The 15313-nt window shown below is 71.4% G+C and carries 11 protein-coding genes; 10 read left to right on the plus strand and 1 reads right to left on the minus strand.

The genetic code is table 11. The annotated features are described in order from the left end of the window. Nucleotides 1-115: 115 nt before the first annotated feature. The 3 genes from nusG to rplA all read left to right on the plus strand — a co-directional run bounded on the left by nusG (nt 116) and on the right by rplA (nt 2378). Nucleotides 116-946, plus strand: a complete 831-nt coding sequence (gene nusG, locus CCE02nite_RS04245) for a transcription termination/antitermination protein NusG (RefSeq protein WP_141388469.1) — start codon at nt 116-118, stop codon at nt 944-946. A 113-nt stretch (nt 947-1059) separates the two neighbouring features. Beyond that, the gene (gene rplK, locus CCE02nite_RS04250; RefSeq protein WP_047233799.1) at nt 1060-1491 is read left to right on the plus strand and encodes a 50S ribosomal protein L11; all 432 of its coding nucleotides are present in this window, start codon (nt 1060-1062) and stop codon (nt 1489-1491) included. A 170-nt stretch (nt 1492-1661) separates the two neighbouring features. Next, nucleotides 1662-2378, plus strand: a complete 717-nt coding sequence (rplA, locus tag CCE02nite_RS04255; protein ID WP_141388470.1) for a 50S ribosomal protein L1 — start codon at nt 1662-1664, stop codon at nt 2376-2378. A 100-nt stretch (nt 2379-2478) separates the two neighbouring features. Here the strand turns inward: rplA and CCE02nite_RS04260 are convergent, their stop codons facing one another. Then, nucleotides 2479-3729: a glycosyl hydrolase family 18 protein gene (locus tag CCE02nite_RS04260; protein ID WP_218027023.1), complete on the minus strand. Its 1251-nt coding sequence runs from the start codon at nt 3727-3729 to the stop codon at nt 2479-2481. A gap of 453 nt (nt 3730-4182) precedes the next feature. On the opposite strand from CCE02nite_RS04260, the gene CCE02nite_RS04265 reads away from it, so the two are divergent. The 7 genes from CCE02nite_RS04265 to rpoB all read left to right on the plus strand — a co-directional run bounded on the left by CCE02nite_RS04265 (nt 4183) and on the right by rpoB (nt 15273). After that, entirely contained in the window at nt 4183-4818 is a 636-nt protein-coding gene (locus tag CCE02nite_RS04265) for an RNA polymerase sigma factor (RefSeq protein ID WP_141388471.1), read from the plus strand. Next, nucleotides 4815-5312, plus strand: a complete 498-nt coding sequence (locus tag CCE02nite_RS20390) for a hypothetical protein (protein WP_170227215.1) — start codon at nt 4815-4817, stop codon at nt 5310-5312. Before CCE02nite_RS04265 ends, CCE02nite_RS20390 begins: the two co-directional genes overlap by 4 nt. A 165-nt stretch (nt 5313-5477) precedes the next feature. Next, entirely contained in the window at nt 5478-7304 is a 1827-nt protein-coding gene (locus CCE02nite_RS04275; protein ID WP_141388472.1) for a S8 family serine peptidase, read from the plus strand. 33 nt (nt 7305-7337) lie between these two features. Next, on the plus strand, nt 7338-9944 hold the full coding sequence (locus CCE02nite_RS04280; protein ID WP_141388473.1) for a CHAT domain-containing protein: 2607 nt from the start codon (nt 7338-7340) through the stop codon (nt 9942-9944). Between the two features lie 258 nt (nt 9945-10202). Beyond that, nucleotides 10203-10733, plus strand: coding sequence for a 50S ribosomal protein L10 (gene rplJ / locus CCE02nite_RS04285; protein ID WP_021483443.1), 531 nt, complete (start codon nt 10203-10205; stop codon nt 10731-10733). A gap of 114 nt (nt 10734-10847) precedes the next feature. Next, complete coding sequence (gene rplL / locus CCE02nite_RS04290) at nt 10848-11237, plus strand: 50S ribosomal protein L7/L12 (protein ID WP_021483444.1); 390 nt, start codon at nt 10848-10850, stop codon at nt 11235-11237. A 523-nt stretch (nt 11238-11760) separates the two neighbouring features. Then, nucleotides 11761-15273, plus strand: a complete 3513-nt coding sequence (gene rpoB / locus CCE02nite_RS04295; RefSeq protein WP_141388474.1) for a DNA-directed RNA polymerase subunit beta — start codon at nt 11761-11763, stop codon at nt 15271-15273. Nucleotides 15274-15313: the final 40 nt, after the last annotated feature.

Here is a 15313-nt window from a genome sequence, read left to right on the forward strand (position 1 = left end):
AGCGCACCTCCGCCCGGTCACGCCGGGCCTCACCACGGCAGCCGGCGCCCCTCGGGGCGCCGTCGGCGCTTCCAGAAGAAGTCATCGAGCAGTTCGTCAGAAAGCAGGTTCGTTCGTGTCCCAGGAGTCGCTGGACCAGACGGAGAACGTCGACCCGACGCAGCCCGAGGGTGCCCAGGACGACGTCGAGGAGACCACGGACGTCCCGGCGGTCGACGAGGCTGACGAGACGGTCGACGAGGACGCCTCGGACGACGAGGCGGACGAGGACGCGTCGGACGACGAGGTGTCGGAGGACGAGGCGTCCGAGGACGAGCGCCCGGTCGACGAGGACGGCGACGTCATCGAGGACCCGGTCGCGGAGTTCAAGCGCACGCTGCGCACGCAGCTCGGCGACTGGTACGTCATCCACTCCTACGCGGGCTACGAGAACCGTGTGAAGGCCAACCTGGAGAACCGCATCCAGAGCCTGAACATGGAGGACTACATCTTCCAGATCGAGGTGCCCATGGAGGAGGTGGCCGAGATCAAGAACGCGCAGAAGAAGATCGTCCGACGCGTGCGCATCCCCGGCTACGTCCTCGTCCGCATGGACCTCACCGACGAGTCGTGGGGCGCCGTGCGCCACACGCCCGGTGTCACCGGCTTCGTCGGCCACACCCACCAGCCCGTGCCGCTGACGCTCGACGAGGTCTTCTCGATGCTCGCGCCGATGCTGGCACCCGCCCCGGAGCCCGGCAAGCCTGCCCAGGCCACCGCGAAGGCTCCCGTCGAGGTCGACTTCACGGTCGGCGAGTCGGTCACCGTCACGGACGGCCCGTTCGACACGCTGCCCGCCACGATCTCCGAGATCAACGTCGAGAACCAGAAGCTCAAGGTCCTCGTCTCCATCTTCGGCCGGGAGACCCCGGTCGAGCTGTCGTTCAACCAGGTCGCCAAGATCTGACGCGAACCGCACGGCACAGGCCGTGCGGTTCGTGAGCGCAGCACCTCAGGAAACACTGCAACCGGGTCATCGCCCACGGCGTCGGTCCACGAGAAGAAAGACAGGGAAGAGTCATGCCTCCCAAGAAGAAGGTCTCCGGCCTCATCAAGCTCCAGATCCAGGCCGGTGCGGCGACGCCCGCCCCGCCGATCGGCCCCGCGCTCGGTCAGCACGGCGTGAACATCATGGAGTTCTGCAAGGCCTACAACGCGGCGACCGAGTCGCAGCGCGGCAACGTCATCCCCGTGGAGATCACGGTCTACGAGGACCGTTCGTTCACGTTCGTGACGAAGACCCCGCCGGCCGCGGAGCTCATCAAGAAGGCCGCGGGCGTGCAGAAGGGCTCGGCCACGCCGCACACCGTCAAGGTCGCGAAGATCACCGCCGACCAGGTGCGCGAGATCGCCCAGACCAAGCTCGAGGACCTCAACGCGAACGACCTCGACGCCGCGTCGAAGATCATCGCCGGCACGGCCCGCTCGATGGGCATCACCGTCGAGGGCTGAACAGCCCACGAACGACCTCGTCCCCGGCGCGCCTCACGGCCGCCCGGGAACGGAATGAGGCCGGCACGCACCGCGTGCCGGCCTCGGGCACGACGTCGATCCGCACCTCGCGGACGACGGTGGCAGGGTCCGCGCGGACCCGCTGACCACGACTGCAGAAGGAGAAGCAGATGGCAACGCGCAGCAAGGCGTACCGCAACGCCGAGGAGAAGATCGACCGCGAGCGTCTCTACGCGCCGCTCGAGGCGATCCGCCTCGCCAAGGAGACGTCGACCGTGAAGTACGACGCGACCGTCGAGGTCGTGTTCCGCCTGGGTGTCGACCCGCGCAAGGCGGACCAGATGGTCCGTGGCACGGTCAACCTGCCCCACGGCACGGGCAAGACGGCCCGCGTCATCGTCTTCGCGAACGCTGCGAAGGCGGAGGAGGCCCGTGCGGCCGGTGCCGACGAGGTCGGCGGCGACGACCTCATCGAGAAGGTCGCCGGTGGCTACACCGACTTCGACGCCGCCGTGGCGACGCCGGACCTCATGGGCAAGGTCGGCCGCCTGGGCAAGGTGCTCGGCCCCCGTGGTCTCATGCCGAACCCGAAGACCGGCACCGTGACGATGGACGTGGCGAAGGCCGTGTCCGACATCAAGGGCGGCAAGATCGAGTTCCGCGTCGACAAGCACGCGAACCTCCACTTCATCATCGGCAAGGTCTCGTTCGACGAGAAGTCGCTCGTGGAGAACTACGCGGCGGCCCTCGAAGAGGTCCTGCGTCTCAAGCCGTCGTCCTCGAAGGGCCGCTACATCACCAAGGCCACTCTGACGACGACGATGGGCCCCGGCATCCCGCTGGACCAGTCCAAGACGACGAAGCTGCTCGAGGACGACGCCGCCTGACGGCAGTCCTCCCGCGGGCGGTCCACCACCCGCACCACGCACGACGGCGCGGCACCCTGCGAGGGTGCCGCGCCGTCGTCGTCTCAGGCGGACGATCGGGTCAGCAGACGCCGAGGTCCTTCCAGACGCCCCACTGTCCGCTCTGCGTCGGGTTCTCGTTCGTCGTCCACCACTTGGCCTCGTAGGCGCGGCCCTGGTGGGAGACGCGGTTCCCACCCGTGTACACGGCCGACGCCGACCACGCCGGGGCGGTGCAGGTGCCCGGGTCCGTGGGGTCCGTGGGGTCGGTCGGCGTGGTCGGGCCGCTGGCGAGGCGCGAGCCGATGACGGACGCGACCTGGTAGCTGTTCGTCTTGTCCCAGTTGATCGACCACGTCATGACGCCGCCGATCTTGCCGTACGGCGTCGCGGGCTTGAAGGCGCCGCAGCCGGTGCCGACCTCGAGGCAGTCGACGGCCTTCACGACGTTGGCGAGCGGCTGGTAGCCACCCCCGGCGGCCTTCTGGACCGCGGGCACGCCGATGCCGACCTGGTCGGGGCGCAGGCCCATCTCGAGCTGGATGCAGGACAGCGCGGTGAGGAAGTCGACCGTGCCCTGGGAGTAGACCTGCTGGTTGCAGCCCATCATCGAGCCCGAGTTGTAGTACTGGGTGTTGACGATCGTGAGGATGTCCTTGATCGCCAGGGTGAGCTGGTAGTACCCCATGCTCGTCGCCTGGTAGTCGATGGTCTGCGGCGCCATCGTGAGGATGAGGCTCGGGCCGGCCTTCGCGGAGAGCTGGTGCAGCGCGCTCGACATGTACGTCGCGTTGATGCCGTGCTCGAGGTCGATGTCGACGCCGTCGAAGCCGTACTCCTGCATGAGCCCGTACGCGGTGTCCGCGAAGTTCTTGGCCTCCGTCGCGTTGGAGACGATGACGTTGCCCTTCTCGCCTCCGACGGAGAGCACGACCTTGCGGCCCTGCGAGCGGATCGTCGCGACGTCGGCCTTGAACTGCGCCTCGGTGTAGCCGCCGAGCTCGGCGCTCGAGAGGTTGAACGTGATGCCGCCCGGCGTGCCGGTCAGGTTGTCGGCGAAGGCGATCGCGACGAGGTTGTACGCCTGCGGGATCTCCGACAGGCGCATCGTCACCGAGCCGTTGTCGAAGTTGTGCCAGTAGCCGGTGAGCCACTGGGTGCTGCCCGCGGATGCGGCGGCAGGTGCGGCGACGGCCGGCGCGGGCGCCGCGGTCGCGGGCGCGGCGGCGAGGGCGCCGCCCGCGGCGACGGTCGCGGCGGCGACGACGGTGGCGAGGGCGCGCAGCGCGCGCCCGGTGCGGCCGCGCGTGCGGCGGGAGAGGACTGGTGTCACGGAAGTGCTCCTCGTGCTCGGGCGGGTCGCGACGTCGCAGCCCGCCGGTCCGCACCCGCGGTGGGTGCAGGGGTCGTCTGCACGCTAAGAGCCCGCGCCGTGCTGTGGCATGAGGGATTCCCCGGCAGTTCCCGGGCCTCGCATACGGGGGAACACCTAGACGGCGACCCGGCCCGACGGCGATCCTGAGCCCGTGGGCGGCGTCGCGCGGACCCGTGGGCGACGGAGGTATCAGACGGGCGACCCGTCCCTCTTGTCCGGGTGGAGGAGTGTCGGCCCGACGCTCCGACCCGCGTGTCGAAGGAGCGAGATGGGACGCAGCCGCACGAGCCAGGAGGGGTGTGACCAGTGACGATGGTTGTCGACCCCACCGGCCCGGCCCTAGAATCAGGCGCTTCCGGGGGCCCCCCGCGGATGCCTGACCGGACGAGCGCGCCGAGGACGGTGCCCCCCATGACGAGAACGACCGACGAGGTGGCCGACACCGGCGAACCGGGCCTGAGCCTGGGGGACCGGGGCGCGTTCGCGCTCCTCGAGTACCGGGACGGTCGCCCCCACGCCCTCGGCGAGTTCGTCCGCGAGGCGACGCCGCTGCTGTGGCACACGGTGCGGGCCCAGGGCGTCGAGCGCGAGCAGGCGGACGACATCGTCCAGACCGTGTGGGTCGCGCTCGTGCGCAACGCGATGACGATCAAGGAACCGCACGCCGTCCTGAAGTGGCTGCTCATCACGGCCAAGCGCGCCGCATGGGAGGCCGTGCGCAAGCACCGCGACGAGGCGAAGCGCCGCACGGAGCTCCCCGACGACACGGAGGAGGGCGTGCCGGAGCTGCCCTCGGGAGATCCGACGCCGGACGTCGAGGTGCTCCGCAACGAGCGCGACCGCACGCTGTGGGCCGCGCTGGACCAGCTGCCGGACCGCTGCCGGCGGCTCCTGCGGCTGGTGTCGCTCGCCGACCGCCCCGACTACAAGGCCATCTCGGCCGCGATCGGCATGCCGGTCGGGAGCATCGGCTCCACGCGTGGCCGCTGCCTCGCCAAGCTGCGCGACATCATCGACGACCAGGGGGAATCGTGGGAAGCATCATGAGCACCGAGCCGACGCACAGCCCCGACGAGCCGCTCGACGCCGTCGACCTCGCGCTGCTGGCGGAGCTGGCGCGCATCGCCGAGGAGATCGATCCCGTGCCGGACGGCCTCGTGGAGCGGTCGCTCTTCGCGATCACCCTCGCGGGTCTCGAGGCCGAGGTCATGGAGCTGGAGTACGTCCAGGTCCCCGAGATGTCCGTGCGGGGCGACGCACCGCCCGTCGAGGCGCGCACCATCACGTTCACGTCCGAGTCCGTCACGGTCATGATCTCGCTGTCGGCGACCGACGACGGGCGCATCCGGATCGACGGCTGGGCCGCGCCGGCCACGGCGCTGCGCGTCGAGCTGCACCGCCCCGGCACCGTGAGCGAGACGACGAGCGACGACGACGGCCGCTTCGTCTTCGACGCCGTCGACCGCGGCCCGGCCAGCCTCGTCGTGCGCCGCGCCGACGGCGCCGGCGGCGCCGTGAGCACCCCGGTCGTCGAGCTGTAGCCGACCTCGTGCCGCGGGCGCCCTGCAGCCCGCGGCACGACCGTCCGTCCTCACCACGCCCCTCGCCCCTCCGCGCGACGGTGCCCTGCCGCGCGGACGCCAGGACCGTGACGCCGTCGTCACGCGCCCGGCGTGTTTCCTCAACCACGAGTTTGGAGCCCTCCTGTGAGCCAGTCCCCCGATGTTCCCGCTCCCGGCGCAGACGCGTACGCCGGCCGCGCGATGCGGTTCCTCGACCCGATCGACGTGCGACCGCGACGCGGCCGACGACCGCTCAACCCGACCTGGTACGTCGCGGACCGCCTGATCGTGCAGGGCCCGCCGCCCCGCGCCCTGCGCGAGCGTGTCTCCGGACGCACCGACGTCGACGAGCTCGTCGCGTTCGCGGAGAGCGACGGCGGCCTGCAGCCCGTCGAGCAGGCGGCCAGAGGACGTGGGTGGTCGGTGGCCCTCGACACGGCAGGTGACCGCGCCCCGCTCTCCGTCGCCCGCGCACTGGGCGACGTGGCCGCGGAGGGACCGGAGCACGCTGACGACGACAGGTACGGGTTCGCGCTGCGCCTCGTCCCGGACGACCACGACGAGGTCCCTGATGCGTGGAAGCTCGTGGAGGAGCTCGGCGGACTTCTCGACCCGAGCGACCCGGAGGGGCCGACGATCACGCTCGACCACGTCATGACGGCCACGCCGTACTCGACGCCGTTGCCGTACTCGACGCCGTTGCCCTACTCGACGCCGTTGCCCTACTCGACCCCGTTGCCCTACTCGACGCCGTTGCCCTACTCGACCCCCTTGCCCTACTCGACCCCGCTCCCCGTCCGAGGGCTCGCGGAGTACGGCCAGGCGGGTACCGGTGGCCGCTCGCCCGTGCGCCGGCTCGGCGGCGCCCCGCCCCGGAAGCCGGCCGGTGACTCCCCGCTCGTGGACGACACCGGTCGTCGTCGACCGGTCGTCGCCGTGCTCGACACGGGCGTGGGATCGCACCCGTGGTTCGGCGAGTACTTCCCGGAGGACCCGACGCGTGGCGACGGCAACGGTGTCGTGCTGCGCTCCGCGACGCTCGACGGTCAGCCGATCGGGACCTTCCCGATCGCTCCGCGTCCGGCGGATGACGCCGAGTACGGGGGCGCGTCGTCGGCGCCGCTGACCGGACCGCTGGACCCGATCGCCGGTCATGGCACGTTCATCGCCGGCGTGGTCCACCAGATCGCGCCAGACGCCGCGATCCTGCCCGTGCGGATCTTCGGCGGCTCCGGGACGGTGCCCGAGTGGGACGTGCTCCAGTCGCTGCGGCGGCTCCTGCGGTTCCACCTGCGCGGTCTGCGGGGCGTGGACGGCTACTTCCCCGTCGATGTCGCCGTCCTCTCGATGGGCTACTACCACGAGGAGCCCGAGGACGTGGCCTACGACGTCCCGCTCCGCGCGCTCCTTCGTGCACTGCGCCAGGCGGGCGTGGTCGTCGTCGTGGCCGCGGGCAACGACGGCTCGACGCGACCGATGTATCCGGCGGCCTTCGCGCCGCAGGTCTCGGGGACCGCGAGCACGGTCGTGGTCGAGGACGAGCAGCTGGCGCACGACTACGTGCCCATCCTCACCGTCGGGGCGCACAACCCGGACGGCTCTACCGCGCTCTTCACCAACGAGGGGCCGTGGGTGACGACGCTGCGGCCGGGCGCGGCGATCGTCAGCACGTTCCCGACGACGCTCAACGGCCCGACGACCCCGTCGCTCCAGCTTCCCGACACCCGGTTCGGGGGAGTGCGCGGGACGATCGACCCCGAGAGCTTCGAGGGGGGTTTCGGCACGTGGAGCGGGACGTCGTTCGCGGCACCGGTGCTGGCGGCCGAGATCGGCGCGATCCTGGAGACCGGGCCGTTGACCGGTGGGAGCGGTACCCTCGGTGACCGGGTCGCAGCCCGTGTCGATGCGGCCTGGAAGGCCGTCACGGCGACGGTGGGGATCGAGCGACCGGGAGCGCACGACGAGGAGTGAGTCGTCCGTCCCGACGGGACGGAGGTGCGTGCGGTGGGTGTCTCCACGATCGAGGAGGCGTCCGCCCGGCTCGATCGTGCGCTCGGCCTGAACGCCCGAGGGAGGCACGACGCGGCGCGCCGGGACTTCGACGCCGTGCTCGAGTGGTGCGCAGGTGCGGCGGGAGCGGTGACCTCGGGCAGCTCGGAGGTCACGCACCTCGTCGTCCGGGCGAGGATCGGCCTGGCGGTGTGCCACCTCGAGTCGCGCGGCGACGTCGAGCAGGCGCTCGACCTGCTGTCGGACGCGGCGTCGGTCGTCGAGCACGACGGTGCCCTTCGTGCCGTCGTGCTCGGCCAGCGAGGGCTCGTGCTGCACCGCACCGGCTCGCTCGACGCGGCGCTGCGAGCGATGGACGAGGCGGTCGGGCTCGTCCCGCCGGAGGACGAACGAGACCGCGCGGTCCTCCACATGAACCGGGGGAGCCTCCACTCGGACCTCGGCCGACTGACGGCGGCCGCCGCCGACTTCGCCACGTGCCTCGAGCTGGCGCGCCAGATCGAGAACGAGATGTACGCGTCGATGGCGGCGCACAACCTCGGTTGGGTCATGTACCTGCAGGGCGACCTCCCGGCGGCGCTGCGTGCGATGGACGAGGCCGCGGAGCAGGCGCCGGACCGGCACGCTGCCGTCGGTCTGATCGACCGTGCGCAGGTGCTGCTCGACGCCGGGCTGCTGACCGAGGCCGACGACGCGCTGCGCGAGGCGCGCGAGCACCTCTCGCGCTACCGCATGCTGCGCGACCTCGCGGAGGTCGAGCTGGTGCGGTCGCGGGTCGTGCTCGGCCTGCGACGGTACGCCGACGCCCGCCGTCTGGCCCGGTCGGCGTCGCGCCGGTTCGACCGGCTCGGGAACGCCCCGTGGATGCTGCGGGCCCGCGTCGCCGAGCTGCAGGCGGCGCTCACGGAGCACAGGTCGGACGGGGTGGCTCCGACGACGGCGCGTCGGCACGCCACGTGGTCGCTCGACCTCGCACACCAGGGCGACGAGCTCGGCGGCGTCGCCGGCCTCGGCGTGACCATCCCGGCGCAGCTCCTCGCGGCCGAGTGGCTCGTGGCCGCCGGTGACGTGCCTGCTGCGCGGGCCGTGCTCGCGCGGGTCCCCGGACGGCTCGACCGTGCACCGCTACCCGTGCGCCTGCAGCACGAGGCGGTGCGTGCCCAGCTCGCCTTCGTGGCCGGGGACCGTCGAGGCGGCGTCCGGGCCGTGCGACGCGGCCAGTCGGCCCTCGCGGAGCACCGCGCGCGGCTCGGATCCGTGGACGCCGTGACGGCGTCGGCCGTGCACGGGGTACGGCTCGGCAACGTCGACGTCGACGCGGCGCTGCGCACGCGCCGGCCCGCGACGATCTTCGACGCCGTCGAGCGCGGTCGCGCGGCGTTCGCGGGAACGGGTCGCGTGCGACCGCCGTCGGACCCGGTCCTCGCGGGTCTCCTCGCCTCGGCGCGCCGCGAGGTCGAGGCCGCCCGCGCGCTCGGCGCGCCCTCGGACCCCTCGCACCTCGCCCGTCGCCAGGACCACTTGCGGTCGGCGCGTCGGCTCCAGGACGAAGCGCGGCGCCGCGCCTGGCAGCACGGGGGAGAGGCCGCCACCCCGCTCGCCACGACGGAGCGCCGGCTCCGGGCCGCACTCGCCGTGGCGGGCTCCGACGCGGTCGTCGCCGACCTCGTGATCGAGGGCGACGACGTGCTGGCCGTCCGCGTGTCCGCGGCGGCGACGCGGCTCGTGCGGCTCGCTCCGCGCGCGGCGGTCGCGGAGCAGGTGCGCCGCGCGCGGGCCGACTTCGCGGTCCTCTCGAACGTGCTCATCCCCGTCCCGATGCGCGAGGCGGCGGTCGCGTCGCTCACGCGGACGCTGACCGCGCTCGACGACGCGCTGGTCGTCCCTCTGGAGGCCGACGGCGACCTGCACCTCGCCGCGCGCGACCTCCTGCTCGCGCTCCCGTGGGCCTCTCTGCCGTCACGGCGCGGGCGACGGACGTGGGCGAACTCCTGGGTCGACCTGCGCCGCGGGGAACCCGTCCACCGAGCGGACGACGCGCTCGTCGTCGCCGGCCCTGGGCTGCGGTTCTCGGGTGCGGAGGCCAAGCTCGTCGCATCGGTGTGGGAGGGTGCGGAGGCCCTCGTGGGGGAGGACGCCACCTGTGAGGCCGTGGTCGACGGGCTCCGGTCGGCGGGGGTGGTGCACCTCGCGGCGCACGGGACGCACGAGACCGACAACCCGCTCTTCTCGTCGCTGCGCCTCGCGGACGGCCCGCTGTTCGCGCACGAGCTGGACGGCATCGACCTGCACGGGGTCGTCGTCGTCCTGTCGGCGTGCGAGGTGGGCCTGTCGACGCCGCGCATCGGCGGCGAGTCGCTCGGCCTGACGAGCGTGCTGCTGCGCCTGGGCGCGCGCGGTGATCGCGAGCGTCGCCCCGCTGCGCGACGACGTCGCCGCGCGCGTCATGCCGTCGCTCCACGCGGAGCTGCGCGACGGCGCGATGCCCGGCTCGGCGCTCGCCCGCGCGGTCGCCGACGAGCCCGAGCCCGTCCCGCTCGTCTGCTTCGGCCCGCTGGTGCTCTGACCGAGCGGGGGAGCGGAGGCGCTCCCGGTGGGTGACCGCGGTTTGGAGCACCCGCCGTCGTCCCGTACCATGGACGTGTACCCAAGACCGCCGGTCGTCCGACGCTGCCCGCAGACTCCGTCTGCGGGACGTGACGGATCGAAGTCCCACCACGAGGTGGAGGCCAGCGCAGGTAGCGAATCGACGACGTCCGCCCGGCCCCGCCGTGCGTGCGACCACGAGCCCCGCGCCTGCGCGGGGCTCTTTCTCGTTCCGGGACGGACGCCGGTGGTACCACCACCGGAAGGATTGCCATGGCGAGGCCGGACAAGGCAGCCGCAGTCGCCGAGATCTCGGACAAGTTCCGCGACTCGAACGCTGCCGTGCTGACCGAGTACCGCGGGCTCACCGTCGCGCAGCTCAAGCAGCTGCGTCGGTCGCTCAGCGGCAACGCAACCTACGCCGTGGTGAAGAACACGCTGACCGCCATCGCGGCCAAGGAGGCCGGTGTCGAGGGACTCGACGCCGACCTGCAGGGCCCGTCGGCAATCGCCTTCGTCACCGGGGACCCGGTCGAGGCTGCCAAGGGTCTGCGTGACTTTGCCAAGGCGAACCCCGCGCTGGTCATCAAGGGTGGTGTCCTCGACGGGCGCCCCCTGACCGCCGCGGAGGTCACGAAGCTCGCGGACCTCGAGTCCCGCGAGGTCCTGCTGGCCAAGGCGGCCGGCGCGATGAAGGCCAAGCTCTTCCAGGCTGCCTACGTCTTCACCGCGAACACCGCCCAGGCCGCCCGCGTCATCGATGCCCTGCGTCAGAAGCAGGAATCGGAGGGCGCTGCCGCCTGATCCCGCGCCCGGGGCTCGCCCCGGACCGGTGATCCACGCAGCGCAAGCACACACCCCGCTTCTGGCAGGCCCGCACCGGGCCGCTGCCGAGCACCGACCGAAAGGAACGCCATCATGGCGAAGCTCAGCACCGACGAGCTCATCGAGCAGTTCAAGGAGCTCACCCTCATCGAGCTCAACGAGTTCGTGAAGGCCTTCGAGGAGACCTTCGAGGTCACCGCCGCCGCCCCCGCCGCCGTCGCGGTCGCCGCCCCCGCGGGTGGCTCGGGCGACGCCCCGGCCGAGGAGGAGAAGGACGAGTTCGACGTCATCCTCGAGGCTGCCGGCGACAAGAAGATCCAGGTCATCAAGGAGGTGCGCGCGCTCACGTCCCTCGGCCTGAAGGAGGCCAAGGACCTCGTGGACGGTGCCCCGAAGCCGGTCCTGGAGGGCGCGAACAAGGAGACGGCCGAGAAGGCCAAGGCCGCCCTCGAGGGCGCCGGCGCCACGGTCACCCTCAAGTGATCTCGCCGGTCCCGTCCTGACGGGACCGGTCAGCACGCCGCACGAGGCCCGCACCCCGACCGGGGTGCGGGCCTCGTCGTCGTTCCCGCCGCCCGGTGGCGCGGGTGGGCGGGGGAGCGCGGCGCAGACGTGGGCGAGCGCGTCGTCGAGCACCCGGGCGGGCGCACCGGCTTCACGGAACGGCCACGAGTGTGCCACCATGTGCGGGTCGACGACGCAGGACAGCGAGGTCGACGGCAGCAGGTTCGCGACCCGCGAGACGGGTCGGAGGCGGGCGACGAGGCCCGCACGAGTACCGGTGGGACGCGCAGGCGTCCGGTTCCGGGCGGGGTCGCACGCCCCGGGGTTGTGTTGCGATGCGTGTTGGGCTATGCTCACGCTTTGCGCTGTCCTGTGCCCCCGATCTCATATACCCCCGACCCCCTCGCCGACGTACGTGCGCGTCCGCGAGGTGTCGTGGCGGCGGTGATCGTGTCCAGCCCGGCGGTGCAGCGTTCTTTCGATCTGCAGGGAAGGACCCCTCTTGGCTGCCTCGCGCACCCCTTCTGCTCCGACCGCCGACGCCATCGCGAACCGCACCGCATCGCGTCGCCTCTCCTTCGCCAAGATCTACGAGCCCCTCGAGGTCCCCGACCTGCTGGGCCTCCAGACCGAGAGCTTCGACTGGCTCCTCGGCAACGAGGCCTGGCAGGCGCGTGTCGCCGCCGCGGCCGAGGCCGGCCGCCAGGACGTGCCCTCGACGTCGGGCCTCGAGGAGATCTTCGAGGAGATCTCCCCGATCGAGGACTTCGGTTCTTCGATGTCCCTGTCGTTCTCCAACCACCGTTTCGAGCCGCCGAAGTACACGGCCGACGAGTGCAAGGAGAAGGACTTCACGTACGCCGCGCCGCTGTTCGTCACCGCGGAGTTCGTCAACTACAACACCGGTGAGATCAAGAGCCAGACGGTCTTCATGGGCGACTTCCCGCTCATGACCGAGCGCGGCACGTTCATCATCAACGGCACCGAGCGCGTCGTCGTCTCCCAGCTCGTCCGTTCGCCCGGCGTCTACTTCGAGCGCGCGGCCGACAAGACGAGCGACAAGGACATCTTCTCCGCGAAGATCATCCCCTCGCGCGGCGCCTGGCTCGAGTTCGAGATCGACAAGCGCGACGCCGTCGGCGTGCGCGTCGACCGCAAGCGCAAGCAGTCCGTCACGGTGCTGCTCAAGGCGCTCGGCCTGACCGAGTCGGAGATCCGCGAGCAGTTCGCCGACTTCCCGTCGGTGCTCGACACGCTCGAGAAGGACCACGTCCACACCCAGGACGAGGCCCTGGTCGACCTGTACCGCAAGATCCGCCCGGGCGAGCCGCCGACCGTCGAGGCCGGCCGCGCGCTGCTCGAGAACTTCTACTTCAACCCGAAGCGCTACGACATGGCGAAGGTCGGGCGCTACAAGGCGAACAAGAAGCTCGGCATCGACGCGCCGCTCACGGACTCCACGCTCTCCGTCTCGGACGTCGTCGCGACGATCAAGTACCTCGCGGCCCTGCACGCCGACCACGCGTCCATCCCGGGCACCCGGAACGGCGAGGCCGTCGAGGTGCGCGTCGAGACGGACGACATCGACCACTTCGGCAACCGTCGCATCCGCGCGGTCGGCGAGCTCATCCAGAACCAGGTCCGCACGGGCCTGTCCCGGATGGAGCGCGTCGTGCGCGAGCGCATGACGACGCAGGACGTCGAGGCGATCACGCCGCAGACGCTCATCAACATCCGCCCGGTCGTGGCGTCCATCCGCGAGTTCTTCGGCACGTCGCAGCTCTCGCAGTTCATGGACCAGAACAATCCGCTCGCGGGCCTGACGCACAAGCGTCGTCTCTCGGCCCTCGGCCCGGGTGGTCTGTCGCGCGACCGCGCCGGCATGGAGGTCCGTGACGTCCACCCGTCGCACTACGGCCGCATGTGCCCGATCGAGACCCCTGAAGGCCCGAACATCGGTCTGATCGGCTCGCTCGCGTCGTACGGGCGCATCAACCCGTTCGGCTTCATCGAGACGCCGTACCGCAAGGTCGAGGCGGGCAAGGTCACCGACGAGGTCGTCTACCTCACGGCCGACGACGAGGACCGCCACGTCATCGCGCAGGCGAACCAGGTGCTCAACGTCGACGGCTCCTTCGCGGACGAGCGCGTGCTCGTGCGCACCAAGGGCGGCGAGGTCGAGATCGTGCCCGGCGCGCAGGTGGACTACATGGACGTCTCGCCGCGCCAGATGGTGTCGGTCGCGACCGCGCTCATCCCGTTCCTCGAGCACGACGACGCCAACCGCGCCCTCATGGGTGCCAACATGCAGCGCCAGGCCGTGCCGCTGGTCCGTTCCGAGGCCCCGCTCGTCGGGACCGGCATGGAGTGGCGCGCGGCGGTCGACGCGGGCGACGTCGTCGTCGCGACGAAGCCCGGTGTCGTCACCGAGGTCTCGGCGGACCTCGTGCTCGTCGCGAACGACGACGGCACGACCGGCAGCTACCGCATCGCGAAGTTCCGCCGCTCCAACCAGGGCACGAGCTACAACCAGCGCGTGCTCGTCGACGAGGGCCAGCGCATCGAGCCCGGCTCCGTCCTCGCGGACGGCCCGGCGACGGACGAGGGCGAGCTCGCGCTCGGCCGCAACCTGCTCGTGGCGTTCATGTCGTGGGAGGGCCACAACTACGAGGACGCGATCATCCTCAGCCAGCGTCTCGTGCAGGACGACGTGCTCTCCTCGATCCACATCGAGGAGCACGAGGTCGACGCGCGCGACACCAAGCTCGGCCCCGAGGAGATCACGCGGGACATCCCGAACGTCTCCGAGGACGTCCTCGCGGACCTCGACGAGCGCGGCATCATCCGCATCGGTGCCGAGGTCGGCGCGGGCGACGTGCTGGTCGGCAAGGTCACCCCGAAGGGCGAGACCGAGCTGACCCCGGAGGAGCGCCTGCTCCGCGCGATCTTCGGCGAGAAGGCGCGCGAGGTGCGCGACACGTCCCTCAAGGTGCCCCACGGCGAGTCCGGCACGGTCATCGGCGTGCGCGAGTTCAACCGCGAGGACGGCGACGAGCTGCCCGCGGGCGTGAACCAGCTCGTGCGCGTCTACATCGCGCAGCGCCGCAAGATCACGGACGGCGACAAGCTCGCCGGCCGTCACGGCAACAAGGGCGTCATCTCCAAGATCCTGCCCGTCGAGGACATGCCGTTCCTCGCGGACGGGACGCCGGTCGACGTCGTCCTCAACCCGCTGGGCGTCCCCGGCCGTATGAACGTCGGCCAGGTCCTCGAGACGCACCTCGGGTGGGTCGCGAAGCAGGGCTGGGACATCTCGCTCGCCGAGGGCAAGGACCTCTCCTGGCGCGAGAACGTCCCGGAGATCGCCGCGACGTCCGAGCCCGGTCGCCCCGTGGCGACCCCGGTGTTCGACGGCGTCCACGAGGACGCGCTCACGGGCCTGCTCTCGACGACGATCCCGAACCGCGACGGCGACCGCATGGTCGGCGCCGACGGCAAGGCGCGCCTCTTCGACGGCCGCTCCGGCGAGCCGTTCCCCGAGGCCGTGTCGGTGGGCTACATGTACATCCTCAAGCTGCACCACCTGGTCGACGACAAGATCCACGCGCGCTCGACCGGCCCGTACTCGATGATCACGCAGCAGCCGCTGGGTGGTAAGGCGCAGTTCGGCGGACAGCGCTTCGGCGAGATGGAGGTGTGGGCCCTCGAGGCGTACGGCGCGGCCTACACGCTCCAGGAGCTCCTCACCATCAAGTCGGACGACGTCCCTGGCCGCGTCAAGGTCTACGAGGCGATCGTCAAGGGCGAGAACATCCCCGACTCGGGCATCCCGGAGTCCTTCAAGGTCCTCCTCAAGGAGATGCAGTCCCTGTGCCTGAACGTCGAGGTGCTCTCGAGCGACGGCGTCTCCATCGAGATGCGGGAGTCGGACGACGACGTGTACCGCGCAGCAGAAGAGCTCGGCATCGACCTGTCGCGCCGCCCCAACGCGGCGTCCAGCGTCGACGAGATCTGATCTCGGGCAGGCGGGAGCGGGTCACCCCGCTCCCGCCGAC

It is taken from the genome of Cellulosimicrobium cellulans, from assembly GCF_006539945.1.
GTDB lineage: Bacteria > Actinomycetota > Actinomycetes > Actinomycetales > Cellulomonadaceae > Cellulosimicrobium > Cellulosimicrobium cellulans.

Coding starts and splice junctions, on each gene's coding strand:
- rplA (WP_141388470.1), top strand. CDS start 1,662: ATGGCAACGCGCAGCAAGGCGTACCGCAACGCCGAGGAGAAGATCGAC.
- rplJ (WP_021483443.1), top strand. CDS start 10,203: ATGGCGAGGCCGGACAAGGCAGCCGCAGTCGCCGAGATCTCGGACAAG.
- rplL (WP_021483444.1), top strand. CDS start 10,848: ATGGCGAAGCTCAGCACCGACGAGCTCATCGAGCAGTTCAAGGAGCTC.
- CCE02nite_RS04265 (WP_141388471.1), top strand. CDS start 4,183: ATGACGAGAACGACCGACGAGGTGGCCGACACCGGCGAACCGGGCCTG.
- rplK (WP_047233799.1), top strand. CDS start 1,060: ATGCCTCCCAAGAAGAAGGTCTCCGGCCTCATCAAGCTCCAGATCCAG.
- CCE02nite_RS20390 (WP_170227215.1), top strand. CDS start 4,815: ATGAGCACCGAGCCGACGCACAGCCCCGACGAGCCGCTCGACGCCGTC.